The 26,455-nt window shown below is 52.3% G+C and carries 21 protein-coding genes and 1 tRNA gene; 19 read left to right on the top strand and 3 right to left on the bottom strand.

The genetic code is table 11. From position 1 onward, the window contains the following. Window positions 1-142 precede the first annotated feature (142 nt). Window positions 143-1,336: an MFS transporter gene (locus JS541_RS00985; protein ID WP_214372446.1), complete on the bottom strand. Its 1,194-nt coding sequence runs from the start codon at window positions 1,334-1,336 to the stop codon at window positions 143-145. 191 nt (window positions 1,337-1,527) lie between these two features. Next, window positions 1,528-1,601 (bottom strand) — tRNA-Pro (locus JS541_RS00980). A 116-nt stretch (window positions 1,602-1,717) separates the two neighbouring features. Between JS541_RS00980 and lysS the strand changes: the two genes are divergently transcribed. From lysS to JS541_RS00885, 19 genes are all read left to right on the top strand, one after another. Continuing rightward, window positions 1,718-3,397, top strand: a complete 1,680-nt coding sequence (gene lysS / locus JS541_RS00975; RefSeq protein ID WP_214372444.1) for a lysine--tRNA ligase — start codon at window positions 1,718-1,720, stop codon at window positions 3,395-3,397. A gap of 101 nt (window positions 3,398-3,498) precedes the next feature. Next, on the top strand, window positions 3,499-5,421 hold the full coding sequence (locus JS541_RS00970) for a DUF4012 domain-containing protein (RefSeq protein WP_240539204.1): 1,923 nt from the start codon (window positions 3,499-3,501) through the stop codon (window positions 5,419-5,421). 293 nt (window positions 5,422-5,714) lie between these two features. Further along, window positions 5,715-7,061 carry a polysaccharide biosynthesis tyrosine autokinase gene (locus JS541_RS00965; RefSeq protein ID WP_240539192.1) on the top strand — a complete coding sequence of 449 codons (1,347 nt, stop codon included), beginning with the start codon at window positions 5,715-5,717 and terminating at the stop codon, window positions 7,059-7,061. 42 nt (window positions 7,062-7,103) lie between these two features. Further along, the gene (locus JS541_RS00960; RefSeq protein ID WP_214372441.1) at window positions 7,104-8,816 is read left to right on the top strand and encodes a phospho-sugar mutase; all 1,713 of its coding nucleotides are present in this window, start codon (window positions 7,104-7,106) and stop codon (window positions 8,814-8,816) included. A 33-nt stretch (window positions 8,817-8,849) separates the two neighbouring features. Further along, complete coding sequence (locus tag JS541_RS00955; protein WP_214372440.1) at window positions 8,850-10,205, top strand: sugar phosphate nucleotidyltransferase; 1,356 nt, start codon at window positions 8,850-8,852, stop codon at window positions 10,203-10,205. Between the two features lie 5 nt (window positions 10,206-10,210). After that, on the top strand, window positions 10,211-11,221 hold the full coding sequence (locus JS541_RS00950) for a type I phosphomannose isomerase catalytic subunit (RefSeq protein ID WP_240539203.1): 1,011 nt from the start codon (window positions 10,211-10,213) through the stop codon (window positions 11,219-11,221). 2 nt (window positions 11,222-11,223) lie between these two features. Beyond that, complete coding sequence (locus tag JS541_RS00945) at window positions 11,224-12,489, top strand: glycosyltransferase family 4 protein (protein ID WP_214372437.1); 1,266 nt, start codon at window positions 11,224-11,226, stop codon at window positions 12,487-12,489. Window positions 12,490-12,515: 26 nt separating this feature from the next. Then, window positions 12,516-13,097, top strand: coding sequence for an acyltransferase (locus JS541_RS00940; protein WP_240539191.1), 582 nt, complete (start codon window positions 12,516-12,518; stop codon window positions 13,095-13,097). Between the two features lies 1 nt (window position 13,098). Continuing rightward, complete coding sequence (locus JS541_RS00935; protein WP_214372436.1) at window positions 13,099-14,007, top strand: glycosyltransferase family 2 protein; 909 nt, start codon at window positions 13,099-13,101, stop codon at window positions 14,005-14,007. Window positions 14,008-14,022: 15 nt separating this feature from the next. Beyond that, a complete protein-coding gene (locus JS541_RS00930) occupies window positions 14,023-15,180 on the top strand; it encodes a glycosyltransferase family 4 protein (protein ID WP_214372435.1) in 1,158 nt (385 codons plus the stop codon). Continuing rightward, a complete protein-coding gene (locus tag JS541_RS00925; RefSeq protein ID WP_214372434.1) occupies window positions 15,164-16,285 on the top strand; it encodes a glycosyltransferase in 1,122 nt (373 codons plus the stop codon). The genes JS541_RS00930 and JS541_RS00925 overlap by 17 nt, the downstream gene beginning before the upstream one ends. A gap of 36 nt (window positions 16,286-16,321) precedes the next feature. Further along, window positions 16,322-17,518 (top strand): glycosyltransferase family 4 protein, encoded by a 1,197-nt coding sequence (locus JS541_RS00920; RefSeq protein ID WP_214372433.1) that lies wholly within the window; start codon window positions 16,322-16,324, stop codon window positions 17,516-17,518. 28 nt (window positions 17,519-17,546) lie between these two features. Continuing rightward, complete coding sequence (locus JS541_RS00915) at window positions 17,547-18,785, top strand: hypothetical protein (RefSeq protein ID WP_214372432.1); 1,239 nt, start codon at window positions 17,547-17,549, stop codon at window positions 18,783-18,785. Between the two features lie 5 nt (window positions 18,786-18,790). Next, window positions 18,791-19,555, top strand: coding sequence for an SGNH/GDSL hydrolase family protein (locus JS541_RS00910; RefSeq protein WP_214372431.1), 765 nt, complete (start codon window positions 18,791-18,793; stop codon window positions 19,553-19,555). A 20-nt stretch (window positions 19,556-19,575) separates the two neighbouring features. Beyond that, window positions 19,576-21,078: a murein biosynthesis integral membrane protein MurJ gene (gene murJ / locus JS541_RS00905; RefSeq protein WP_214372430.1), complete on the top strand. Its 1,503-nt coding sequence runs from the start codon at window positions 19,576-19,578 to the stop codon at window positions 21,076-21,078. Between the two features lie 131 nt (window positions 21,079-21,209). Further along, on the top strand, window positions 21,210-22,457 hold the full coding sequence (locus JS541_RS00900) for a nucleotide sugar dehydrogenase (RefSeq protein ID WP_214372429.1): 1,248 nt from the start codon (window positions 21,210-21,212) through the stop codon (window positions 22,455-22,457). Window positions 22,458-22,470: 13 nt separating this feature from the next. Further along, a complete protein-coding gene (locus tag JS541_RS00895) occupies window positions 22,471-23,304 on the top strand; it encodes an AraC family transcriptional regulator (protein WP_214372428.1) in 834 nt (277 codons plus the stop codon). A 174-nt stretch (window positions 23,305-23,478) separates the two neighbouring features. Beyond that, window positions 23,479-24,525 carry a GDP-mannose 4,6-dehydratase gene (gene gmd, locus JS541_RS00890; RefSeq protein ID WP_214372427.1) on the top strand — a complete coding sequence of 349 codons (1,047 nt, stop codon included), beginning with the start codon at window positions 23,479-23,481 and terminating at the stop codon, window positions 24,523-24,525. Window positions 24,526-24,531: 6 nt separating this feature from the next. Further along, complete coding sequence (locus tag JS541_RS00885) at window positions 24,532-25,476, top strand: GDP-L-fucose synthase (protein ID WP_276310669.1); 945 nt, start codon at window positions 24,532-24,534, stop codon at window positions 25,474-25,476. 532 nt (window positions 25,477-26,008) lie between these two features. Here the strand turns inward: JS541_RS00885 and JS541_RS00880 are convergent. Beyond that, window positions 26,009-26,455, bottom strand: coding sequence for a HepT-like ribonuclease domain-containing protein (locus JS541_RS00880; protein ID WP_236036975.1), 447 nt, complete (start codon window positions 26,453-26,455; stop codon window positions 26,009-26,011).

The following is a 26,455-nucleotide window of genomic DNA, read 5'->3' as shown; positions in this document are numbered from 1 at the left end:
GGAGGCTGTGGTCGGGTTGTGTCCGATGTGATATCGCTGACGGCTCAGATCATGTTCGCTCGGTGTCTCGTGGCGGTTTTCGCTCGCTGAGCACCCGCTCAGCGAGCGAAAACCGCCACCAGGACAACGGATGCGCGCACGATTACGCGTTCACGTCGATTTCGCGCATACGCTCGGCTGCGTCGGTGTGCGTCTCGCAGCGGATGGAATAGAACGCGAGCAGACCGACGGCGACCAGCGCCAGCGGCACGCCGCCGAGACCGGTGAACCGGTAGTCCATCGCGAACGTGGTGAGCATGACGCCGCCGATGATCGAACCGACCGCGTTGCCAAAGTTGAACGCGACCTGCACGGCGGCGCCCGCGATCAGTTCGCCGCCGCCCTGGCCGGCTTCGGTCATGAGCAGCTGCTGCGGCGCGGAGATGAAGAACAGGCCGAATGCGATCCAGAACGTGAGCAGGGCGGTCGTGAACTGGTTGCCCGGTAGCAGCAGCACCATGAGCAGACCGATGCACGAGATCGTCTGGCCGAGCGCGGCGGTGCCCGCGTGACGCCAGCGGTCGGTGATCTGCCCGCCGATCAGACCGCCGACGACCATGCCGAACCCGGCGAGCATCATCAGCAGCGGTACGAGCGAAGCCTGCCAGCCGCCGGTCTTCTGCAGCCACGGCGAGACGTAGCTCCACCAGCAGAACACGCCGGCGTTGCCGGTGAACACGGCTGCGAGAATCACCCACGGGCCGGGCTTGGTGAGGAAACGGAACTGGCCCTTGATGCCCGCGTCCTTGATCGGCGCGACGAACGGAATCCACGCGGCCGTCAGCACGATCGTCATCGCGGCCCACGCGGCGAGGATGCCGAACGCGAGTCGCCACGAGAGGAACTCGGCCATGAGGGTGCCGGCGGGCACGCCGAGCATGTTGGCGACGGTCTGCCCGGTCACCATCATCGAGACGGATTGCGCCTCCTTGCCTTTGTCGGCCAGCGTTTTGGCGATGAGCGTGGCGGTGCCGAAGAACGCGCCGTGCGGCAGACCGGAGATGAACCGGGCCGCGATCAGCATCGGCGCGCTTACGGAGAACGCGCTCAGCAGATTGCCGGCGAGCGCGATGACCATGAACAGGATGATGAGATTCTTCGGCGGCACCTTGCGGCCGAAGACGAGGATGAGCGTGCCGATGCACACGCCGATCGCGTAGGCGGAGATGAAATGGCCGGCGGTCGGGATGTCGACGCGCATTGCGTCCGCGGCCTGCGGCAGGATGCCCATCATCACGAATTCGGCCGCGCCGAGGATGAACGCGCCGGATGCCAGCGCAAGCAGACTTTTCTTCATGACCCCTCTGACTTGGTTGTGTGGTTGTGTCCGATTGTTGTGCTCGAACCGATCGGTTCGGTTGATGCCGCGAGTCGAGCGTCCGCAGATATCGGGCGCACAATGGTACGCCGAATGATACGGCGGACGCAGGTCCCCGGCGGTATGAAAAAGGCCAGATCGCTGAGATTTCAACGATCTGGCCTCAGTTGTCGGGCTGGCGGGATTTGAACCCGCGGCCTCTTCGTCCCGAACGAAGCGCGCTACCAAGCTGCGCTACAGCCCGTTTGGCAACGTCCGCTATATTACATGCTGGAGGTCGGGAGTCAAACTCCGGCGTGTCGCGGTTGCGGCCGCCCTCTGCGCAAGGCGTGTATCGCCCGATCGCTACACTAATGACCTATGTGTGAAACCCAAGAATCCCAAGCAAACGAGGAAGAAACCGCCGCGCCCGCGATGACCACGGTCGAGCGCGCGGAGATGCTGCTCAAGCAGGATGAGACGATCGCCGCGAAGATCAAGTCCGGCGCGACGCTGGACGAGGCGGTCGATCCGTCGAACAAGGAGTTCGGCCCGCTCGCGCACCCCGAGCAGGTGCAGATGCGCGTCGCCAAGCGCGCGATGATGCTCGAGGCCGGCGTCGCGCCGTACCCGGTGCATCTCGACGTGGACCATACGATCGAGGAGGTGCGCGCCCAGTACGACGGCAAGCTCGAACCCGGCCAGGAGACCGAGGACATGGTCGGCATCGCCGGCCGCGTGCTGTTCCTGCGCAACGCGGGCGGCCTGTGCTTCGTGCAGCTGTCGGCCGGCGACGGCACGAAGATCCAGGGCATGATCTCGAAGAAGGAGATTGGCGCGGATTCGATCAAGCAGTTCAAGCAGCTGGTCGACCTGGGCGACCACCTGTACATCCGCGGCCGCGTGATCGCCTCCAAGACCGGCGAGCTGTCGGTGTTCGCGACCGAATGGGCGATCGCCGCGAAGGCCCTGCAGCCGCTGCCCGCGCTGCACAAGGAGCTCAACGACGACACCCGCACCCGCAAGCCGTACATCGGCATGATCGCGGACGAGAAGATCCGCAACATGGTGCGCAACCGTTCCAAGGCCGTCGCCTCGCTGCGCCGCACCTTCGACGACCACGACTTCATCGAGGTCGAGACGCCGATGCTGCAGACCGTGCACGGCGGCGCCGCGGCCCGTCCGTTCACCACGCACATGAACGCGTTCGACCTTGACCTGTACCTGCGCATCGCGCCGGAACTGTTCCTCAAGCGCTGCCTCGTCGGCGGCATCGACCGCGTGTTCGAGATCAACCGCGACTTCCGCAACGAGGGCGTCGACGCGACGCACGCGCCCGAGTTCACGATGGTCGAGGCGTATCAGGCGTACGGCACGTACGACACGATCGGCCGTCTCGTCAAGGAGCTCGTGCAGAAGACCGCGATGGACGTGTTCGGCTCGCACAAGGTCACGCTGCTTGACGGCACCGAATACGACTTCGGCGGCGAATGGAAGCAGATCAGCATGTACGACTCGCTGTCCGAGGCACTCGGTGAGGAGATCGTGCCGAACGGCGGCCCGGACAACCCCGGCACCTCCGTTGAGCACCTCGGCGAGATCGCCGACAAGCTCGGTGTGGAGCGTGACGAGGTCGAGAACCACGGCAAGCTCGTCGAACACCTGTGGGAGCACTTCTACGAGGACAAGCTCTACGAGCCGACCTTCGTGCGCGACTTCCCGGTCGAAACCAGCCCGCTCGTCAAGGGACACCGCTCCAAGCCAGGCGTGGTCGAGAAGTGGGATCTCTACGTGCGCGGCTTCGAGCTGGCCACCGGCTACTCCGAGCTCAACGATCCGGTCGTGCAGCGCGAGCGCTTCGTCGCGCAGGCCAAGGACGCACTGGCGGGCGACGAGGAGGCCTGCGACATCGACGAGGACTTCCTCGAGGCGCTCGGCGTGGGCATGCCCCCGGCCGGCGGCATGGGCATGGGCATCGACCGACTGCTCATCGCCCTGACCGGTGCGACGATCCGCGAAACGATCACGTTCCCGCTCGTCAAGCCGCTCGCGCTCAACTGATTTCGTGTCTTCGATTGATTGGGCTCTCCTTGGGGGGAGCCCTTGTTATATAGTCATGCGTTATGTCTGATCCGATGGACAACAATGTGCCTCGCCCGCCCATGGTGTCGTTGGCTCCCGAACATAAGGAAGATCCGCTCCCTGACAACGATGTCATTCAGCCGAACATCGACCCGACGGTGCTGGCCGAGGACGCCGCACGAGCTGAGCGTCGCAAGCGCCGCCGTCGTATGAGCCGTGAGCACGTCAAGGCCATCAAGCGCAGGAAATGCATCCGTCACTTCGTGATCGGCGTACTTGCGTTCGTGGCACTCGCGCTGGCGTTCGCCGCATGGTTCGTGGCGTCCGCCCTGCACGCCAAATCCGAAGTCGAATCGGCGGTCGCTTCCGCATCGGACATCCAGCAGCAGGTCATGGGCGGCGATACTGCGGCGGCTAGGCGGTCCATAGAGACGTTCGAGCAACATCTCGATGCCGCGTACAAACAGACGAACAGCCTGTCGTGGCATGTCGCATCGCTCGTCCCGTACTACGGTTCCGATATCCGTACGGTGCGTGATGCGATGCATATCTTCGAGGACGTGTCGAACAACGTGCTGCCCAAACTGGCGGATTCCGTTGACTCGCTGAACTTCAGCAATATCGGTATCGACAACGGCACCGTTCAGGTTGGCGGCTTGAGCAGCGTGGCCGGGAAACTTTCCGCTGCGAACGCGGTGCTCGCCGATGCCGTCGGCAATCTCTCCAAACTCGCAGACACGCATATAGATCAGCTGAACAGTGCGTTGGATTCGGCTCGGAGCAAGCTTGGCCAGCTGTCTGAACTGGTCGATTTCGGTTCGCGCGTGGCGAATGTGCTGCCGCCGATGATGGGCGTCGACCCGAACGCCGCTGACTCATCTGCCCGCACATATCTAGTATTGGTGCAGAACAACGCCGAGATCCGCACGACGGGCGGCATCACTGGCGCATGGGGTCTGCTGCATGTGAACAACGGTAAGCTAACCATCGACGAATTCCAGACGGACTACTATACGTGGGATGAGCCGGTCCTGGATCTGACTGCCGAGGAGCGCATGCTGTTTTCGACCAACATGGGCCGCTATCGGCAGGATGTGAACTTCACTCCGGATTTCCCTCGTTCGGCGCAGTTGGCGGTCGAAATGTGGCGGCAAATGTATGGCAGCCAGGATATTGACGGCGTGCTGAGCGTCGACCCGGTGGTGCTGCAGAACCTGCTGAAGGTCACCGGCGACGTCACGCTCGACAACGGCATGACCCTTGACGGCGATAACGCGGCACGGATGTTGCTTAATCAGGCGTATTTCGACATTCCCACCCAGCAGGAGCAGAACGCATTCTTCAGCATGGCTGCCGGAGCCGCGTTTCAGCATGTGATGACGAATGCCGGAGGCAAGAGCTCGGCGCTGATCAACGCGGTCAAACAGTCGGTGGCCGATGGCCATCTGTATTTGTGGAGTGCGCATGCCGACGAGCAGAAGCAGCTGTCCGGCACCATGATCGCTGGCGAACTGAGTACCAACCAGTTGAAGCCGATCACCGGCGTGTATCTCAACGACAGCACCATGGGCAAGATGGACTGGTATCTGGAACACAAGGTCATCAGTGAGGCTGACAAGACGTATGCGGACGGCTCGAAGCAGTACACGATCCATATCACGCTGAAGAACACGCTCGATGCACAGACCGCGGCGAACCTGCCTTCCGTGATCCGCGGATTCGATGGTCTGGGCAGCTCGTCAGCCAACGAACGTCAAGGGCAGATCATTTCCACGCTGTACGTGTACGCACCGGCGGGCGGACGTCTGGTTGACTGGACGATCACCGGACCGAACGGTCAGCAATCAGACTTCGATGGCATCACTGTCCACAATTCATTGACGGTAGGTGTGAAAAACGTCACATTGCAGCCGGGTGAGGAATTGACCGCGACCGTGCGTGTGATGACCAGTGCCGTTGGTGGAGATACTGAAATGACTGTCCGCCAGACACCGAATGCGTGAGCGGGGGGGAGCTTTAGTATAATCTGAGCTCTAGGCGAAGAAAGTAATGTGTGCGACTGTTTTCGTATATGAGAGGCGTACGCACATGTGCTGCGCATGGCAGGAGGAGTAGAGGCTGTTGGCAAGCAAAGAGAACATGGATAAAAGCGCCGAGAACGATGTGATCACCATAGACATCCTTGGCGCGATCAAGAAGCATGTCATCACGATAATCGCGACCTTCCTGATCGTCACGGGGGGGGGGTGTCGCATATACGCTCACCCGGATCCCGCAATATACGGCCACGGCGCAGTTGCTAGCCACCTACCGTGGTTCCACGCAGAGCAACGGCAGCGGTAACGCCAGCGACTACAACTCAGGCTCCTCATACATCAGCTCCCAGATTGCGACCTATCCGCAACTGGTCAAAACCGAATCAGTGCTCAAGCCGGTCATCGACGACCTTGGACTTGACACCACGGTGTCCGCGCTCGCCGACAAGGTAACGGCCTCCAACCCGACCGACACCATGCTCGTGGACGTGAGCGTGGTCGACACCGATCCCAAGAATGCGTCAAGCATCGCCAACAGCGTGGCGGAAAGCTTGCGCAAGCAGATCACCAGCACGCTGTACAGCGACGACGGCGACAAGATCGTTCCTCCGGTAAATCTGACGATTGTGCAGCAGGCGTATGCGCCGGCATCACCGAGCTTCCCGAACGTAAAAATGAACGTGGCCGTGAGTCTGGTCGGCGGCATTGTGCTGGGCATTGTAGCGGCTGTGATCAAGGATCAGCTTGACCGTCGTGTGCGTGAGTCTGCGGATGTGCAGTCGATCATCGACGTTCCGGTGCTGGGTACCATTACTCGTGACGACGCATATACGGAGAACGCGCCGGTGATCATTGCGCGTCCTGCTTCACCGGAAGCCGAGGATTTCCGCCGTCTTCGCACCAACCTATCGTTCGCCGACACTGAAGAGAATTCCCTCGCCAACGTGATCGTTGTGACTTCCAGCAGTCCGCATGAGGGCAAGACAACGATCTGCACGAATCTGGCGGCTGCATTTGCCGAATCAGGCGCGATGGTGCTGCTCATTGATGCCGACGTTCGCAACCCTTCCGTTAGCTCGCATCTCGGTCTGGAAGGCACGGTGGGTCTGACCCATCTGGTGACCGGCCGTGTGACTTCACAGGATGCATTCCAGAAGTACTGGAAGCCGAACCTGCATATATTGCCGGCGGGGACGCAGACCATGAACCCGAGCATCCTGCTCAATTCTCGTGCGATGAAGCATCTTATCAAGCAGGTTTCCGGCATCTATGATTACGTGATCATCGACACCACGCCGATGGTCGTGTCGAATGATGCCGCCGTGTTCGCCAAGGAGGGGCCGGAACTGTTGCTGGTGGCCGGTCTCGACGTGGCCGAGAAGAAGAGCCTGCGCAATACTGCGACAGAGCTCGATACGCTCGGCATCACACCGGTCGGAACCGTGCTCAACTATGCCGAGCGAGAGAAGCAGTCGAAGAACAACTATTACTACTACGCCGAATCCGAGGATACGGGCACTGGCAAATCGGAATCCGGCAAAGGCAAGCACAAAAGCGACCAGCCGGCACCACCGCAACCGCGTACGTTGCGCGGCGGCAAGAAGTAGTCACGTAATCAATCAGTAGGCACGGGAGATTAGGAGAAGGACATGACATACCAAGAACGCTACGATCAGTGGACCACCGACGAATTCTTCGATGAGGCGACGCGCGCCGAACTGGCCGAGCTCGACCCGGTGAAGGACGCCAAGGAGATCGAGGATCGGTTCTACCGCGACCTCGAATTCGGCACCGGCGGTCTGCGCGGCGTGATGGGAGCCGGCACGAACCGCATGAACCGCTACACCGTGGGCAAGGCCACCACCGGTCTGGCGAATTATCTGCTTGACACGTTCGGCGCCGAAACCTGTGCGCGGCGAGGCGTGTCGGTATGCCATGACACCCGCAACCACAGCCGTGAGCTGGCCGAAACCGTGGCCGATGTGCTCAGCGGCAAGGGCATCAAGGTGTTCCTGTTCCATGAGGCCCGTCCCACCCCGCAGCTGAGCTTCTCCGTCAAGCACCTGGGCACGGTGGCCGGCGTGAACATCACCGCCAGCCACAACCCCGCCAAATACAACGGCTACAAGGTGTATGACGAGTTCGGCTGCCAGCTGGTACCGTGGCAAGCCGCGCAGGTGATCTCCTACGTGAACAAGGTCGACGATTATCACAGCATCGAATTCACGGGCGATCGCGCGCTTATCGAACAGGTGGACGTGACCGACGATTTCGTGGCCGCCGTGCTCAAGCAGCAGCGCATCACCGATCCGGCCGTCAAGGCCGACCTCAAGGTGGTGTATACGCCGCTGCATGGCACTGGTCTGGTGCCGGTTACCAAGATGCTTGCTGCGGACGGCTTCACGCACATCAGCCTCGTCGAGGCGCAGACCGTGCCGGACGGCGACTTCCCGACCGTGGAATCGCCGAACCCGGAGTATCGTGGCGCACTCAAGATGGGCATTGAACAGGCCAAGGCCGAAGGCGCGGACATCGTGCTCGGCAACGATCCGGACGCCGACCGAGTAGGCGTGGGCGTGCGCACCGGCGACGGCGACTATCAGCTGATGACCGGCAACCAGATCGGCGCGCTGCTGGTCGACTTCCTGCTCACCCACACCGATCTGACGAAGTTCGCCCGTCCGGCCGTGGTCAAGACCGTGGTGACCAGCGAACTCGGCGCGATGATCGCCAAGGAGCACGGCATGAACGTGTTCAGCACGCTCACCGGTTTCAAGTTCATCGGCGAGAAGATCACCCAGTTTGAGCAGGCCAAGGCCGAAGGCAATGCGGAACGTGACTATGACTTCCTGTTCGGCTATGAGGAGTCGTTCGGCTACCTGGCCGGCACGCACGCCCGTGACAAGGACGCGGTGGTTTCGAGCCTCATGATCTGCGAGATGACCGCCGCGCTCAAGGCCGAAGGCAAGAGCCTGGTGGATCGTCTGAACGAGATCTACGCGAAGTACGGCTACTTCCGTGATGCACTCGACAGCTTCACGCTCGAAGGCAAGGACGGTCTCGAGCAGATAGCAGGCATGATGACCAAGCTGCGTGCGGACGGCTCTCCGTTCTCCGGCACTAAGCAGATCATCGACTACAGTTCGCCGGTCGCCGCAGAGCCCGGTTTCGGCGATCTACCGACCTCGAACGTGCTCAAGTACATCCTCGACGACGACTCGTGGATCGCGGTGCGCCCTTCCGGCACCGAGCCGAAGATCAAGGTCTACTACAGCATCAAGGGCACGGACGCGGCCGACGCGGAAGCCAAGTTCGAACATATCCAGAACGTGATCGTCACCGAACTCGGATTGAACAAGTAGTCGGACAACACCAGTAGGCAAGGGGATACCATCATGCAGATCGTTCTTCTTTCCGGCGGCAGCGGCACCCGTCTGTGGCCGTTGTCGAACAGCGTGCGCAGCAAGCAGTTCATCAAGCTGTTCACCAACGAATCCGGCGACTATGAGTCGATGGTGCAGCGCGTGTACCGTCAGATCAGCACCGTCGACAAGGACGCGCATGTGACCATTGCGACGTCGGCCACCCAGGTGAGCGCGATCAAGCATCAGCTCGGCGACCAGGTCGACATCTGCGTGGAACCGACCCGCCGTGACACGTTCCCTGCGATCGTGCTTGCCGCAGCATATCTGCACGACGAACTGGGCGTAGGCGACGACGAATGCGTGGCCGTGTGCCCGGTCGATCCGTATGTGGCGAACAGCTATTACGAGGGTGTGCACGATCTCGAGGAGTTGGTGAACACCGGCGACGCGAATCTGACGCTCATGGGCATCGAACCGACGTATCCGAGCGACAAATACGGCTACATCATGCCTGAATCGAAGGATAAGGTGAGCCGCGTCAGCGAGTTCAAGGAGAAGCCCGACGTGCCGACCGCCGAGCAGTACCTCCGGCAGGGCGCGCTGTGGAACGCGGGCGTATTCGCGTTCAAGCTGGGCTATCTGCTGCGCCGCGCGCACGAGCTGATCGACTTCGACGATTATCGCGACCTGTACCAGAACTACGGCAAGTGCGAGAAGATCAGTTTCGACTACGCCGTGGTGGAGAAGGAGCCGAGCATTCAGGTGATGCGGTATGCCGGCGACTGGCGCGACGTGGGAACGTGGAACATGATGAGTGAGGTGATGGCCGATACCACCAAGGGCGATGTGACGCTCGACGACACGTGCGAGAACGTGAACGTCGTCAACGAGCTGGACATGCCGATGCTGTGCATGGGGCTGAAGAACGTGGTGGTGGCCGCCTCAAGCGACGGCATCCTGGTGGCCGACAAGGACGCCAGCAGCCATATGAAGCCGTATGTGGAGCGCATCGGTGGCGACGCTCGCGTGGCCGAGAAGTCGTGGGGCATGTATCAGGTGATCGACGTGGAGCCGGATTCGCTCACCATCAAGGTAACGCTTAACGCTGGTCACGGCATGCACTACCACAGCCACGAGCGCCGCGACGAGGTGTGGAGCGTGCTGTCCGGCACAGGCCGCACGATCATCGACGGCATGGAACAGATCGTGCGGCCGGGCGATGTGATCAGCATCGCGGCCGGATGCAAGCACACGCTGCAGGCGATCACCGATCTTAAGGTGATCGAAGTGCAGGTGGGCGACGACATCGACGTGAAAGACAAGCAGTTGTGGCCGCTTGAGACCGACGGGGTGGCGGCTGGTTCGGTTAATACCGAGGCTCGGTGAGCACTATGTTGCCTGAGACGGTTGCTGCGGTTGTGGCCGATGCGCCACCGGCTCCGATGCTGCTGTCTCCTGCAGGGAAGGATTACCTGTGGGGCGGCACGCGGCTGAAGAGCGAATACAACAAGCGGATCGACCTTGATCCGCTGGCCGAGACATGGGAGTGCAGCGTGCACCCGGATGGCCCGTCCACCGTGGTGTCGGGCGAGTTCAAGGGGCACGGACTTGACGAGGTGCTCGCCGAGCATCCGGAATTTCTCGGCACCAAGACACGGCACATGGAAGGTTCGCTGCCGATTCTGCTGAAGCTGATCGACGCGAAGCGAGATCTGTCGGTACAGGTGCACCCGGATGACGAGTTTGCCCGCCGCGTGGAGCATCAGAACGGCAAGACGGAGATGTGGTATGTGCTCGATGCCGCACCCGGTGCGAAGCTGGTGTGCGGGTTCGCTCACCAGGTGACGCCGCAGATATTGGCCGATGCGATCCGCGACGGCAAGCTGTCTCGCCATTTGCAGTGGGTGCCGGTGCACAAAGGCGATTCGTTCTACGTGCCCGCCGGCACCGTGCACGCGCTGGGTGCCGGCGTGGTGGTGGCCGAGATTCAGGAAAGCAGCAACGTGACCTACCGTGTCTACGACTATGACCGCGTGGACAAGAACGGCAAGAAACGCGAGCTGCATTTCGACAAGGCCATGCAGGTGCTCAACATGAAGGCCGGCGCTGACGTACGCCAGAAGCCGCGCCGCATCACGTATTACCCCGGCTGCTCGCGTGAGACGATCTGCCGCTGCCAGTATTTCGAGGCTGAACGTTTGGATGTGACCATGAGCTGCGCGTTCACCGTGATGGATACGAGCTTCCAAGTGCTGCTGTGCCTCGAAGGCGAAGGCGGCTTGGAGACCGACGCCGTGCACCGTCCGATCCGATTCAAAAAAGGCGACTGTTTTTTCATCCCCGCCGGAAGCGGTCGCTGCCATATTACCGGCAAAACTTCGCTACTAAAGATTAGGTGTTGACTATGAGCAAGAAGAACATGCTGATTTACGCCCATTATTATGCGCCTGATGCGGCGTCTACCGGGCAGATTCTGGTCGATTTGGCCGAGGGCATGCGCGACCGGTTCAATATCACGGTGATCTGTGTAGTGCCATCCTATACCGGCACGATCGCGCCCGAATACAAGACGAAACGATTCTATGAGGAGATGCGCAACGGTGTACGTGTGATTCGAGTACGTGTGCCGGAGTTTTCCAAGGCGAACAAAATGAGCCGCGTGAGGAATATCGTATCGTATTTCTTCGGTGCGATGCGTGCCACATTCAAAGCCGGCAAGCAGGACGTCGTATACTCCATGTCCCAGCCGCCGATTCTGGGTGGTCTGCTGGGTGTGTGGGGTAAATGGATGAAGCACGCCAAATTTGTGTATAACATTCAGGACTTCAATCCGGAACAGACCTTAGCAGTGGGTTATGTGAAGCACAAGCTGGTTACTGATTTGATGATGGCGTTTGACAAGTTCAGCTGTCGTCAATCCGACCTGATCATTACCGTGGGGCGTGACTTGGTGGAGACGCTGAACAAACGTTTTCGTGGACAGCGAGTGCCGCGTGTGACGATGATCAACAATTGGATCGATGAAAAGCAGATCTACCCGTTGGATGCCGCGAATGAACGTGTACAGGAATTCCGTGCCCGGTATGGTCTGGACGGCAAGTTCGTCATCATGTATTCAGGCAACATCGGTTTGTATTACGATCTGGAGAACCTGGTCAAAGTGATCGGCAAGTTCCCGAATGCGCGGACTGCGGACGGCAGGGAAGTGGCGTTCGCGTTCGTAGGCGCCGGTGCCGTGCTGGACGAGTTGAAACGGTATGTTGCCGAGCATGATCTGACCAATGTGACGTTCATCCCATACCAGCCGAAAGAAGACTTGGTGTACAGCCTAAACGCTGGTGACGTACATTGGTGCGTGAACGCCCGTGGCATCAAGGGCGTGAGCGTACCGAGCAAGGCGTATGGCATCATGGCTGCGGGCAAGCCGATTCTCGGTGTGCTCGAGACCGGTTCCGAGGCACGATACCTGATTGACGGAACGGAGTGCGGTCGTTGCTGTGAACCGGGTGATTACAAGGCGGTCGCGAACGAAATCCATTGGTATCTCGACCACGCTGGTTCTGAGGAATTGGTCGACATGGGCAAACACGGTCGCGAATATCTCGTGAATCATCTGACTCGCGACATTTCTGTAAACGAATATGCCAGGGCAATCGAAGCGCTGCTGTAGCACGGAATGAGGGCGGTGATGGTGATATGAACAGCAACTGGTTCAAACTAGTGATGAAAGCCACCAAAGTGCAGTATGGCAAGGGTCTGCTACTGAAAGGTGTGCCGGTCATTTTCAACAAGGGCGGCGCGACTTTACACATCGGTGAGGGCGTAACCATCAAGAGCAGCTTTCTGAGCAATTTGGTGGGATTGTATTCACGCACGGTCATTGTGACCCGTGCTCCGGGTGCCGTGATCGAGATCGGCGATCATGTGGGTATTTCCGGTGCAACCATCTATGCTCGCAAAGGCATTTATATCGGTGAGAACACTTGCATTGGTGGCAATGCCAAGATTCTTGACAACGATTTCCATCCGATTGATACGGAAGATCGTCTGCGTTTGCTGAATGATGAGCATGGCGGTGATGCCGTAGATCTGATTCCTTCCCGAGAAATCCACATCGGAAGGAACTGCTTCATTGGCTGCAACTCCATCATTCTCAAAGGTACTGTGCTTGGTGACGGTTGCGTGGTGGGAGCGGGTGCCGTGGTAAGTGGCAACTTCCCCGCCAATTCGGTAATCGCTGGCAATCCCGCTCGTGTAATCCGCACTCTGGAGGTGTGAAATGGCTGATTTGACAGTAGTGATTCTTACAAAAAATGAAGAAAAGAATCTCCGTAAGTGCGTGGAATCGTTTAGAGGTGTGGCTCGACGATTTGTGATCGTTGATAGTTACAGTACCGATGGCACTGAGGCTCTATGCAAGCAGCTGAACAAAGAACTTGGTCAGCAGGGTTCTTCGCTTGACTTTTATCAGCATAAATTTGTTAGTCATGCCGAACAATTCAACTGGGGTTTAGATAATACGAGTATTACAACCGTTTGGACCATGAAAATGGATGCGGACGAAGAATTGACAGCGGAACTCGCAACCGAGCTCGATAAGAAGTTGTCAAATCTTCCTGCATCGGTGAATGGCATCATCGTTAAACGGCGAGTGATTTTCATGGGACGGTGGATAAAGCATGGAGGACGCTATCCTGAGCTATTGCTGCGTATCTTTCGGACTGGGAAAGCGCGTTCAGAGATGAAAGTGATGGATGAACACTTAGTCCTTACAAATGGGGGAACCATAGTCACATTTAAAAATGATTTGATTGATAATAATCAAAAAGATCTAGAATGGTGGATTGCAAAGCATAATTGGTACAGCAATCGTGAAGCTCTGGATCATCAGTTGACTCTGGCTCATGAAATGGATGAGACCCTGAAGGAACACGGCTCTTCCTCTGAACAAGCACAGATAAAGCGCATAGTCAAGAATGACGGATATTACAGGTTGCCTTCGTTCTTCCGTGCTCATTTATATTTCTTGTATCGTTATTACATTAAGTTAGGTTTTCTAGATGGCACCGAGGGACGAATTTATCATTTCCTGCAAGCGTATTGGTACAGATTCTTGGTGGATGCAAAGCTTTTTGAATGTGAAAAGAAACATATTAGGTTAAAACCTCAGACTGATCTCAAGGCCTAGGAAGAAGACGATAGCATGAAGAAGAAAGTTCTTATTCTTAACGGACAATATGCCCCTGGTTATAAAGGTGGTGGCCCAATTCAATCATGTATTAACATGGTTGAAAATTTATCTGACAATTTTGATTTTTATGTTCTTTGCGCTGATCGAGATTATAAAGACGAGGGGCCGTATAAGGACATTAAGATAAATCAATGGAATCAGGTTGGAAAAGCCAAAGTCTTTTACATGAGTCCAGAAAAACAGTCATTAAAAGGTTTTGAGCAGATATTAAACAGTATTGAATATGATGTTCTGTATTTGAATGGATTCTTTTCGCCGATCTTCACGATTCGTCCTCTGTTGCTCAGAAGAATGGGCAAACTGAAGAATAAGAAGGCAACAGTAATCTTGACACCAAGAGGAGATTTTACCGGAGGCTGCGAAAATAAAAAGTTAAAGAAGTACGGTTACATTTATCTTGCCAAGATTCTTAGACTATATAGAGACCTAGTATGGCATGCTACTAGTGAAATTGAGAGCAAAGATATAAAGGATAAATTCCCTAAAGCAGAAGTCTTTATAGCTCCAAACCTTCCAGCAAAATTCATAGCAAAGGAAGCTCGTGTGACGAAGAAGCCCGGCGAACTGTCGTTGGTTTTTGTGTCACGTATCTTTCCTAAGAAAAATATTAAGTTTGCTCTCGAGATATTGGAAAATATATCAGAGGGGGATGTTAATTTTGATATATATGGGCCGATGGAAGACGAGGCTTACTGGGCAGAATGTGAAGAGCTTATTCGGAAAATGCCATCAAATGTAAACGTGAGATACTGCGGAGAAGTTGAGCATAAAGATATTCCGCATGTGTTTGAACGCTATCATGCATTTTTCTTTCCGACATTAGGCGAAAATTACGGTCATGTCATCGTAGAAGCGATGATGAATAACTGTCTGTGTATTTTGAGTAAAGGTGTAACACCGTGGGACGATTACATTGAGGCTTTGCATATAGGGGCAAAACTATCGAAGCGTAATGAATTTATCAGCATTATTCAGAATCTCATTGACATGAATGATGGCGCCTTTAAGGATAAACTCAAATATGCGCGAGAGTATATTTCTAAAAAAACCGAGGCGAATAATATCATGATTCTGTATTGGAAGCTGTTGACAAATGGCGAAGAAAATTAAGATTTTACATATCATTCCTGGTTTTGGCGGAGGTATTTCGTCTTTTGTGAAAAACCTTGCTATCGGTAATGATAAAGATGAATTTCAACATGATGTGATTGGATTTGGTGGATACCCGAATGATTTTATTGAAGCAATTGCCTCGCAGAATGGGAATGTATATGCGCTTAAAAGTGTATACAAAAATGTTATAGACACAATTATGACCTATAAACAGGTTGTGAAACAAGGGGATTACGATTTTATTCATTGTCATATTTCTGGCATAAAAGGTTATTTTTTTAAGTTTTTAACGAAGAATGCAAGGCATGTTGTCATAATGCATGCTCATCGTACAGCAGATGAGAAGAACTCTTTTTTGACAAAAATCCTACTTCCTGTATCGAGACTGTTTACAAGGTCTAGAGCTCGAATTTATATGGGCTGCAGCAAGATGGCAAATGCTTATATCTACGGAGAAAAATTTATAAAATCGCACCAAGTATATGTTATCCCAAATGGTGTAAATACTGCATTATTTAAAGATATATCGCAAGATACGTATTTAATGTTTGATAAAGAGTTTAATGTAAAAAGTGATGATTTTGTTATAGGTCATATTGGCAGGTTTAATCTGCAAAAGAATCATCTTTTTATGTTAGAAATTGCTAGAGGGTTAAAAGAAGTAAATTTTAAATTTAAAATGATTCTTGTTGGTAATGGAGAACTTAGGCAAGATATTGATAGATATATCAAAGATTATGATTTAGTTGATAATGTTATATGTGTTGGGTATAGAAAAGATATACCCCAGTTAATTCAATATTTCGATCTTTTTATTCTTCCATCTCATTTTGAAGGATTGCCTACTGTAGCCGTAGAGGCGCAAGCCGCAGGGACTTCGTGCTTGCTAAGTGACAAAATCACAGATGAAGTGGATCTGGGGTTGGGTCTTGTGAACTTTCTTTCCATTGATGATTATATATTGTGGGTTAACAGAATTATTAATTTTATTCCTCAGGAAATCCCATATGCAGTTAGAGTACAAAAACTAGAGCAAAGAGGCTTTACTCTGAAGGGGATGAAATATATGTATAAAAAAGTCTTAGAAGCTAATAGCAGATAGCCATTTTCCTAAATACGAGGTAGTTTAATGCGAGTCATGGTTGTTCATCCGCTTAGGCATCATGTATATCACAGCATAGATGGTATTGTGGAAAGCGGCAATGAAGTTGTAGCTTATCTTGGATATTATAATAAGGGCGATCTGATAGATCGTATCTTGTCTAATACGAGATTTGGTTCTCTTGTAAAAGGTTGGAAAAATGATGCAATTACTTCATATGTAAAGACAAATTTTATGATTAAAATATTATTCTTACTATATAAGAAGTTTCCAGGGAAATTTGAAAGCCTATATTTTTGGGCTTATCAAAAATGGGTTATAAGAAATATTCAAGAGTTTGATTGCATTCATGTTTTACAAAGCTTTTGTAATGATGTAATAAGATATGCAAATATAAAGGGAATAAAAGTAGTATACGAGCAGATTCAACCATTTGATGTTGTGCAGGCAAATTGTTTACGCGAAGAAATTATCAAGGAGAATTATCCTGATTCATATATAGGTTCTAGATTCTCAAAAGAGAAAATCGCGTACGAAAAGGAGAATTTGCAAATTGCAGATCTTCTTATTGTTGCTTCTTCTGTTACAGAACATTCAATATCGTCTTATACAAACAAACCGATAGTGAAATTTCCATATGGAGTTTCGCAAAGCAGTTTTCCCGAAGATAAGTTTGAACATATTTATGAGAGAAAAAAGAATGGGAGAAAACTGCATGTGCTCTATATTGGGTCAATAAGTTTGATTAAAGGAGTCCATTATATAGTTAAAGTGGCAAGCAGATTGATAGATGAGCCCTTTGAATTCACTTTCGTCGGAAAACCGCTAAGACCAGAAGATAATAGATTGATCGAGAGGATTTTGCGGTTGCCTAATTGCAATTACATCGAGCGTATTCCCCATTCTGAAGTTAATAATGTCTATGCCGATAATGATATTTTTATTTTTCAGGCACTCTGCGAGGGATTCGGTATGGTTACGTTAGAGGCTATGTCGAATGCAATGCCTTGCTTAGTAGCTCAAGGGGGACGCGGCATTGTCATTAATGGTGAAGACGGATTTATTAATGAGAACGGTGACATTGATGTCGTTGTTGGTAATTTAAAGAAGTTATTTCGGGATAGGAATTTACTAATAAAAATGAGTAAATCCGCCAAAGAACATGCGGACCAATGTTCTTGGGAGGCTTTCTCGAAGAATATTGCGGATGCCTATCGTCTTTATATGAATTAGTCATAAAGTTCTCGTTATGAGGTTAAATATGGTAAAAGGACAAAAGGGCAATGCGCTCATTGTTTTATACGTGCTTATTTGCTTGACGGGAGCTGGTTATTATTATCTTACAATTAAGTCGGGTAATATTGTACTTTGGTCTTATAATAGAGATTTAACTGCTTTAGGTGGAGTTTTACCTAAAGTTATAAATTATGTAAAAGATGTGTTCCTTTTGGTGCTATTACTATCATGTTTTATTGCACAAAATAGTTTTCACCAATTCAAAAAGGCATGGTTTATCGCGTTCGCTTTCATAGGCATTGGAATGTTGCTGTGTGTGTTTTCAGGACATACGCCTTTGAATGTAGTTGCAGGAATTCGTGCCTATGGTTATGCATTTGTTGTGTATGTATATTGTCATAGTGCTCTTTTAAATGAAGAGTTTTATTATAAGCTATATAGAGTTTCTTTTTTGATATTGATTTTACAGTCTTTATCTGTTGTTGTGCAGTTCATTCGTTCTGGTGGTGGGTTTTCCCTCGGATCTGGTGGCTATCGCATGATGGGACTTTTCACTAATGCCGGAACATTAGGTTTTTACGCTGTAGGTGTAAGTGTTATTTTTTCCTGTATATTTATTAAATATGATCTAATAAAGATTAGATACTATTTAATCGGTGCCATTTTAATGACTTTTCTTGCGATCGCTTCAGGTGGACGCGGGTCAATTTTTTATACAGTAATGTTTATTTTGACAGGTGTTTTATCAAAATTAAATATTAGAAAAAGAGATAAAAATATACTTATTCCTCTGCTAATATCTGTCATAGGTTTCTTTGTTATCAAGGCTTCTGTTGATTATATAGGTCGAGGAGTATTGATGAAATCTGGACAGGGACGTTTTAAAGCTTGGTCTGATTTATTTGCAATGGATCTAAGAACAGTCCTTGTTGGTGATGGTTTAGGAGTGGGTACTAATACCGGGAGATCTATGGGAACAACTTCTGTAGCTATGGATAGTACCTTTACGGTTATTATTGTGCAGTATGGACTCTGGGGTTTTTCTCTTTTCATGTTCTGTTTATTTAAGTTTTGTTTGAAGGTGCTACAGCTTAAGAATATAGAAGTCTGGTATAGGTATTGGTATTTGGTTTGTATTTTAGCTGTCCTTTTTTCTGGAAGCTTATTTGAACAATATGCTATGATTATCCCCCTGATCATTGCATATTATTGCATGTCTTCTGATTCTGTTGTTTCTTGTACATTAGTTAATCGTATGAGGTAGCTATTATGTCTAAAACGATGAAGGTTCTTCTTTTAGGTGATTCTATCACAGAGGGAATTGGAAGTAAGAAGGTAAATTATTCTGACGAACTATGTCGTCTGCTTGATGCGAAGTTTTGTTGTGATGCCGAAATTATAAATTTTGCAAAAACCGGATCTACTATATGCTATCCAATCGATCATATAGAACAAATTCATGCTATTAAGCCCGATTACGTTATTGTGATGTATGGTAATGTCGATGTAAAAAAAATGTATGATTTGACAAAAAATAGATACGGGCTTGTATCTTTGACGCCAAGTCGTTACAAAAATATAGGTTCGATGCTTTTTCCTCGTCCTTTTATTTCGAAAAAATATCCTAGAAAAGTATTCGATTACTTCGATGATATTTATAGAAGAATATGGCGTTTTATAATTGAAAGAACCCAAGGCAAGTCTCAGATTATGACGCTCGAAGCTTTTAGCGTTAAGTATAAGGAACTATTGTCAAGTCTCTCAGGGTACAAAGTAATAGCCTGTTCTACAGTATTTCTTGACTCGGATATTTATGGTGGTGAGAATATTACTAACTTTATAGAAGCAAATTCTATAATAAAAAGAACGACAGAAACCTTTAACAATATAGTATATTGTGATATCTTTTCTGAACTCGAGAATTCAGTTAAACATTTAGGATGGCAGAGAGTGTATTACCGTGATCATTTTCATCCAAATATTGGCGGATATCAAATCATTAGTCAACAAATTGCTGATTTGTTCATTGATTGATTTGTTTGAGAGTGGTTATAATGGGGAAGAATATTCGTAATTTACAAATTACTAGTGTTATCGTTATATTGATAACAGTGCTCGTTAAGTTGCTCGGACTTATACGTGAGATGAAAATTGCAGAAGTCTTGGGCGCTACAAAGGAATCTGATGCGTATAATGTCGCATACTTGCTTGTGATAACTATTTTTGGTTTATTTAGTAGCGCGTATGTTAATTCTTTGATGCCTGTATCAGCGAAATTATATAAGGACGACAGGACCAAGCTTGGTAAGACGATGGGCGGGATGCTGTCAATCACAATTTCAATAATGTTAGTGCTGATATTTACTGTATATTTATTCCCGAGTTTTTATGTCAAGCTCCTAGCTGGAGGCTTGACGGGTGAAGCATTATCTCTTGCCTCTGAACTTGTAAAGATCAGTACGTGGTCACTTGTTGCACTTGTCATTATTTCTGCTTTTACGGTTTTATTAAGATTATATGATAGGAATATTTATACTACTGCGACAGAACTCATTTTTCCTATTCCTATTTTGGTTGCTGCTTTTACGGGTTTTCATTCACCGGAGATTTTGATTTCGTGTCTTGTTTTAGGATATGCGTTAAGGGCTTTGTTGCTTTGGGCTGGTTCTATTTTTGTACATGCGCATATATCGTTAAATTTCAAATGGAACAATCCTTATATTAAGGATATGTTTTGTCTGATGCCCCCTATGTTGGTAAGCTCGGGATTGTTGCAAATCAATACTTTAGTTGATAATCAAGTAGCATCTTTATTTTCCACTGGAAGTATTACTGCCTTGCAACAGGCTGCTAAAGTAAATAGTCTTGCTTATACGGTTTTTTCTACGTCTCTTTTACAAATTGCTTTTGCTAAGATGTCAAAAGCTCATGTTTCAGGTAATAAAGATGAGTTCAATGAAATTATACAATCACAAGTGAAGACTATTCTGCTATTCATCATTCCTTGTGCTATAGTTTTACCTTTTTTTAGTACTGAAATTATTCAGATTCTTTTTTTGCGTGGTAATTATAGTGTTAATGCTTCATTGATTGCGGGGAAAATTCTTCTGGGCTATAGTTTGGGCCTCATAATTTTTGTCCTAAGAGATATTTTTGTGTACATATTTTATTCTCTTCAGGATAGCAAGACGCCCACTTCTATCAATATGTTTGCGATTGGTATAAACATTGTTCTTTGTTTTACCCTTTCTCATTTCGTCGGAATTGCTGGTATAGCATATGCAACATCTTTGTCTGCATTGATTTCTCTAATATTGCTATCGTTGATGTTGAAAAGAAAAATTAAAGGACTTAATCTAATCTCAAAATCAGAAATTTGCAAATTTGTCTTTGCGGCATTCGTTGATATTGCTTTGGTTTTATTTTTAAAAAAGATCACTGCTTCTTTTGACAATCTCTTTATTTATTTTGTGATTTTTGGAGCTGTCTTTCTAGCCTTCTGGTTAGTTTATTACATCCTAGATTTTATTTTATGTTTACTTCGTCGTGCTGCTTAGATATAAAGGTTTTGGATGATAGAAGGTTGTGGCTGAGACGTAGGTCTGCAATACGATCTCAAGTTGATACGGTATAGAGGATAGACTGATGTCTGTCGCCATTATATGACGGATAGGAATGGAGTTTTGTAATGAAGATTGCGGTTGCTGGTACTGGTTATGTTGGTTTGTCGGTGGCGTTGTTGCTGTCGCAGCATAATCAGGTGCATGCGTTGGATATCGTGCCTGAGAAGGTCGAGATGCTGAATGAGGGCAGGAGCCCGATTGTGGATTCGGAGATCACCCGTTTCTTGGATGGCAAGCGGGATGGTTCGATGGGTCTTGATTTTACGGCGACGTTGGATCCGAAGTTGGCGTATTCGGGTGCGGATTTCGCGGTGGTGGCGACGCCGACGAATTATGACCCGCAGAAGAACTATTTCGATACCTCCAGCGTGGAGGCTGCGATCGCCGCGATTCGTGAGCAGGATCCGACGGCGTGGATTGTGATCAAGTCGACGATTCCGGTGGGGTATACGGCAGCGTTGCGTGAGAGGCTGGGGGATAAGCGGATCATCTTCTCTCCTGAGTTCCTGCGTGAGGGCCACGCGTTGTATGACAATCTGCACCCGTCGCGTATCGTGGTGGGTGCTCCGACGGATGATGCGGAGGCTGTGGAGGCGGCCCGCACCTTTGCCGGCTTGTTGGCTCAGGGTGCCGATCCCGCGGAGGCGGATCGTGTGAACGAGGATGGCTCCAAGGGCATTCCGCAGCTGGTGTGTGGCACGACCGAGGCCGAGGCGATCAAGTTGTTCGCGAATACGTATCTCGCGTTGCGTGTGGCGTATTTCAACGAGTTGGATACGTATGCGGAGGCTCGTGGTCTGGATGCGGGGCAGATCATCAAGGGTGTGTGCCTTGATCCTCGTATTCGCAACCAGTACAACAACCCGAGCTTTGGTTACGGCGGGTACTGCCTGCCGAAGGATTCCAAGCAGCTGCTGGCGAATTATGCGGATGTGCCGCAGAACCTGATCGGTGCGATCGTGGAATCGAACCGTACGCGTAAGGATTTCGTCGCGGATGAGGTGTTGGAGCGTGTGGCCGGTGTGGAGCGTCCGGTGGTGGGTGTGTACCGGTTGACGATGAAGAGTGGTTCGGATAATTTCCGTCAGTCTTCGATTCAGGGTGTGATGAAGCGTATCAAGGCGAAGGGCGTGACGGTGTTGGTGTATGAGCCGACGTTGGATGCGCCTGATTTCTTCGGTAGCGAGGTGACGCATGATCTTGCCTCGTTCAAGGAGCGTGCGGATGTGATCGTCGCGAACCGTTGGAACGCTGCCGATCTTGCCGACGTGGCCGACAAGGTCTACACCCGCGACCTCTTCCGCCGCGACTAAACGACCATCTGTTATGAACGACATCCCCGACCGCCTGCTGTACACGCCGACCCGATTCGCACGGGCCTCACTGCTGCATATACAGGAGGTCGGGGAGCTCACGGCAGTTTCACCTCATGTGAGTAGCCGCGACCACCTCGGATCGTTCCTGTGCTTCGTGGTGTTGAATGGCAGCGGCACGTTACGATATGAAGGCGAGCATTACGATCTACATGCCGGAGACGTGGTCTTCGTAGACTGCCGCAGAGCATACTCGCATGAGACCGGTGACGAATTGTGGACACTCAAATGGTGTCATTTCCAAGGTCCTTCCATGAGCGCGATCTACGCAAAATACCGCGAACGCGGCGGCAGGCCGGTCCTCCATCCGCAGGTTCCCGGTCGCATCGAAGCGATCATCGACGACCTTCGCGCGCTCGCATCGTCCGGTGACTACATACGTGACATGCGCATCAACGAAAAACTTGGCACGTTGCTCACGCTCATCATGGAGGAATCGTGGAATCCCCCGGCCAGCAAACTAGTCAAAAAGCAGGTCGAGCTCGACGACGTACGTGATTGGCTTAACGATCACTACACGGAGCGCATTACATTGGACGCGCTTGCCGGCAGGTTCTTCGTCAACAAATACTATCTGTCACGCATCTTCAAGGAATCGTTCGGTATGACGATCACCGACTACATCCACTACCGACGTACTACCGAGGCGAAACGTCTTCTGCGGTTCACCGAACTGAACATCGACGAGATCGCCGCCGAAGTGGGCATGGGCGATGCCAATTACTTCACCCGCATGTTCCGTAAGATCGAGGGCATGTCTCCCCGCGAATACCGTGCAATGTGGTGATGTTCACGCCGCTGATTGCCGGATGCGCGACCTCATATAACAAGAACGGCAAAAGTCAATATCGTGCTAGTTTTTGCTCGTGCCTAGAGTGGCGGCATCTGCTGTCTCTTTTTACGATAGAAGACGTCAGTTAACCACGCCCGTCTGGGCACATCCGAACGAAAGAGAACACGCATGAAAAAAGCGCTGATCACCGGCATCACCGGCCAGGATGGCTCCTATCTGGCTGAATTCCTGCTGGAGAAGGGATACGAAGTGCACGGCATCCATCGTCGTGCATCCATCTCCAACACCGCTCGCATCGACCACCTGCTCGAAGACGGCTCCATCACCCTGCACGACGGCGACCTGTCCGACTCGTCCTCGCTGATCCGCATCATCGGCATAGTTCAACCCGACGAGATCTACAATCTCGCCGCGCAGTCCCATGTCCAGGTCTCCTTCGACGTGCCCGAGTACTCCGGCGACATCGATGCCATCGGCGTACTGCGTATTCTCGAAGCCGTGCGCATTCTCGGCCTGACCAAGAAGACCCGCGTCTACCAGGCGTCCACCTCCGAACTGTACGGCAAGGTCGAAGAGGTACCGCAGCGCGAAACCACGCCGTTCCACCCGTACAGCCCGTACGCGGTCGCCAAGCAGTACGGCTTCTGGATCACCAAGGAGTACCGCGAGGCGTATGGCATGTTCGCCGTCAACGGCATCCTGTTCAACCACGAATCCGAGCGTCGCGGCGAAACCTTCGTGACCCGCAAGATCACGCTCGCCGCCGGCCGTATCGCCGAAGGCCTGCAGGATCACCTCGAACTCGGCAACCTCGACTCGCTGCGCGACTGGGGCTATGCCAAAGACTACGTCGAATGCATGTGGCTCATCATGCAGCAGGAGAAGCCCGACGACTTCGTCATCGCCACCGGCGTGCAGCACTCCGTGCGAGACTTCACCGAAAAGGCGTTCGCCGCCAACGGTATCACCCTGCGCTGGGAAGGCGAGGGTCTCGACGAGAAGGGCTACGACACGGCGACCGGCAAGATGCTGGTGTGCGTGAACCCCGCATGGTTCCGCCCGACCGACGTCGACAACCTGTGGGGTGACCCGACCAAGGCCAAGACCGTGCTCGGCTGGAACCCGCAGACCACCAGCTACGAGCAGCTCGTTGAAATCATGGCCAAGCACGATCGTCAGCTCGCCAAGCGCGAGAAGGCATTGAAGGAGATCTGATCAATCATGATGGATAAGAACGCGAAAATCTACGTGGCAGGCCACCGCGGCATGGTGGGATCGGCCATCGTGCGCGAACTGGAGCGCCAGGGCTACACCAACATCATCACGCGCACCCACAAGGAACTCGACCTGACCCGTCAGGACAAGGTCGAGGAGTTCTTCGTCGCCGAGAAGCCGGAATACGTATTCCTTGCCGCAGCGAAGGTCGGCGGCATCGTCGCCAACCAGGAGGCGCTCGCCGACTTCATGTACGACAACATGATCCTCGAGATGAACGTGATCCACTCCGCATGGCAGAACGGCTGCAAGAAGCTCGAGTTCCTTGGTTCCTCCTGCATCTACCCGCGTCTGGCCCCGCAGCCGATGAAGGAGGACTGCCTGCTCACCAGCGCACTCGAGAAGACCAACGAGGCGTACGCGCTCGCCAAGATCAGCGGCCTGAAGTACTGCGAGTTCCTCAACCGCCAGTACGGCACCGACTACATCTCGGTCATGCCGACCAACCTGTACGGTCCGAACGACAACTACCATCCGACCCACAGCCACGTGCTGCCGGCGCTCATCCGCCGTTTCCATGAAGCCAAGGTCTCCGGCGCGCCATCCGTAACCTGCTGGGGCGACGGCTCACCGTTGCGTGAGTTCCTGTACGTGGACGATCTGGCCAACCTGTGCGTGTTCCTCATGAACAACTACTCCGGCAATGAGACCGTGAACGCCGGCACCGGCAAGGAACTCACCATCAAGGAACTTACCCAGCTCGTGGCCAAGGTCGTGGGCTACACCGGCGAGATCAAGTGGGACACCACCAAGCCGAACGGCACGCCGCGCAAGCTGCTCGACGTGTCCAAGGCCACCAAGCTCGGCTGGACGTACAAGACCGAGCTGGAGGACGGCATCCGCCTGGCATACGAGGACTTCCTCAACAACCCGATGCGCGCGGAACGCTGAACCGGCGATGCGTCGGTCCGCTGGCCGGCGGATTCATGGATTCGTGGATCTCTGTTGATGGATTCGCTGACCTACTGATCCTGCGCGCATCCGCAATCCATGCGGTCCCGCAGGACGACGTTTGCCTGTTTTTCTCTGCATACGCGGCCCCTCTCCGACGGGAGGGGATCGCATAGGTTATCATGCATAGCAACAAGCTTAATGAGGCCTTCCCCAACCGACTTGCCGTCCGGTCGGGTTGGCGGAGTTGGCTTGCTAGGTCACTGCCGGATATCTTCACGGGCGCAAGCCTTGAACCGTTAGGAAGGTGTAGTCTACTGGCCGGGCGAAACCGCTGGAATGCGGAAGGCCGTGTCACCATCACGTGAAGACGGGATGGATTGCCTTGCAGATGGCATGAGACCCTGGGAGGGGACGGGAAAAGCTTCCATCCCCTCCTCTCTATATCAGAGAAGACCTACAAGAACCATGTCGAATCACGCAACTCGTGATGAATAAGTACCGGTTCCAATCCCCCGGACGTTGGTATAGGTCATCCAATCCGCGGCACATCGAACAACGTATCAGTCCGAGGTTCGACATGTTGCAGTTCGTCGACATATGGCTGTAATACGTCGATCACCTGTGGCAACTCCTGTGTGACTGCTTGATAGAGACGAGCGAAGTCGAGTTCATCGTAATCGTGTACGATCCAATCGCGGGTGCCGGCAATAGCTTTCCATTCCGTTTGCGGCTCCGCATCCCGGAACTTGCGGGACAGTCCTTTGACGTGCTCGCCCACGCGTGCCACCGCCATCGCGACGGCGTTCTGTGTTTTGTCGTCATCGCTGAATTCTTCCAACGTCATGTTTCCCAGAAAGCGCTGGGCGTCCCTCATCGCGCGCATGATGGCGACGATGTGAATGGCGTCTCGCTCCGTCTGGTTTGCGTTCCGTATGTGCCGCTCGTCATTATGATCAGGCTTGGCCGTTTTGATCAT

Source organism: Bifidobacterium sp. SO1 (genome assembly GCF_018555335.1).
GTDB classification, from domain to species: Bacteria; Actinomycetota; Actinomycetes; order Actinomycetales; family Bifidobacteriaceae; genus Bifidobacterium; species Bifidobacterium simiiventris.
Note: the sequence above shows the minus strand (reverse complement) of the source record. Positions and strands in the feature narration are given on the sequence as shown.

What these genes read in the sequence shown, in the direction of transcription:
- JS541_RS00880 (WP_236036975.1), bottom strand. Translation starts at nt 26,455, where the DNA reads ATGATCAAAACGGCCAAGCCTGATCATAATGACGAGCGGCACATACGG.
- JS541_RS00925 (WP_214372434.1), top strand. Translation starts at nt 15,164, where the DNA reads ATGGCGAAGAAAATTAAGATTTTACATATCATTCCTGGTTTTGGCGGA.
- JS541_RS00950 (WP_240539203.1), top strand. Translation starts at nt 10,211, where the DNA reads ATGTTGCCTGAGACGGTTGCTGCGGTTGTGGCCGATGCGCCACCGGCT.
- JS541_RS00885 (WP_276310669.1), top strand. Translation starts at nt 24,532, where the DNA reads ATGATGGATAAGAACGCGAAAATCTACGTGGCAGGCCACCGCGGCATG.
- JS541_RS00895 (WP_214372428.1), top strand. Translation starts at nt 22,471, where the DNA reads ATGAACGACATCCCCGACCGCCTGCTGTACACGCCGACCCGATTCGCA.
- JS541_RS00930 (WP_214372435.1), top strand. Translation starts at nt 14,023, where the DNA reads ATGAAGAAGAAAGTTCTTATTCTTAACGGACAATATGCCCCTGGTTAT.
- JS541_RS00945 (WP_214372437.1), top strand. Translation starts at nt 11,224, where the DNA reads ATGAGCAAGAAGAACATGCTGATTTACGCCCATTATTATGCGCCTGAT.
- JS541_RS00970 (WP_240539204.1), top strand. Translation starts at nt 3,499, where the DNA reads ATGGTGTCGTTGGCTCCCGAACATAAGGAAGATCCGCTCCCTGACAAC.
- murJ (WP_214372430.1), top strand. Translation starts at nt 19,576, where the DNA reads ATGGGGAAGAATATTCGTAATTTACAAATTACTAGTGTTATCGTTATA.
- gmd (WP_214372427.1), top strand. Translation starts at nt 23,479, where the DNA reads ATGAAAAAAGCGCTGATCACCGGCATCACCGGCCAGGATGGCTCCTAT.
- JS541_RS00940 (WP_240539191.1), top strand. Translation starts at nt 12,516, where the DNA reads ATGAACAGCAACTGGTTCAAACTAGTGATGAAAGCCACCAAAGTGCAG.
- JS541_RS00935 (WP_214372436.1), top strand. Translation starts at nt 13,099, where the DNA reads ATGGCTGATTTGACAGTAGTGATTCTTACAAAAAATGAAGAAAAGAAT.
- JS541_RS00985 (WP_214372446.1), bottom strand. Translation starts at nt 1,336, where the DNA reads ATGAAGAAAAGTCTGCTTGCGCTGGCATCCGGCGCGTTCATCCTCGGC.
- JS541_RS00920 (WP_214372433.1), top strand. Translation starts at nt 16,322, where the DNA reads ATGGTTGTTCATCCGCTTAGGCATCATGTATATCACAGCATAGATGGT.
- JS541_RS00915 (WP_214372432.1), top strand. Translation starts at nt 17,547, where the DNA reads ATGGTAAAAGGACAAAAGGGCAATGCGCTCATTGTTTTATACGTGCTT.
- JS541_RS00955 (WP_214372440.1), top strand. Translation starts at nt 8,850, where the DNA reads ATGCAGATCGTTCTTCTTTCCGGCGGCAGCGGCACCCGTCTGTGGCCG.
- JS541_RS00910 (WP_214372431.1), top strand. Translation starts at nt 18,791, where the DNA reads ATGTCTAAAACGATGAAGGTTCTTCTTTTAGGTGATTCTATCACAGAG.
- JS541_RS00900 (WP_214372429.1), top strand. Translation starts at nt 21,210, where the DNA reads ATGAAGATTGCGGTTGCTGGTACTGGTTATGTTGGTTTGTCGGTGGCG.
- lysS (WP_214372444.1), top strand. Translation starts at nt 1,718, where the DNA reads ATGTGTGAAACCCAAGAATCCCAAGCAAACGAGGAAGAAACCGCCGCG.
- JS541_RS00960 (WP_214372441.1), top strand. Translation starts at nt 7,104, where the DNA reads ATGACATACCAAGAACGCTACGATCAGTGGACCACCGACGAATTCTTC.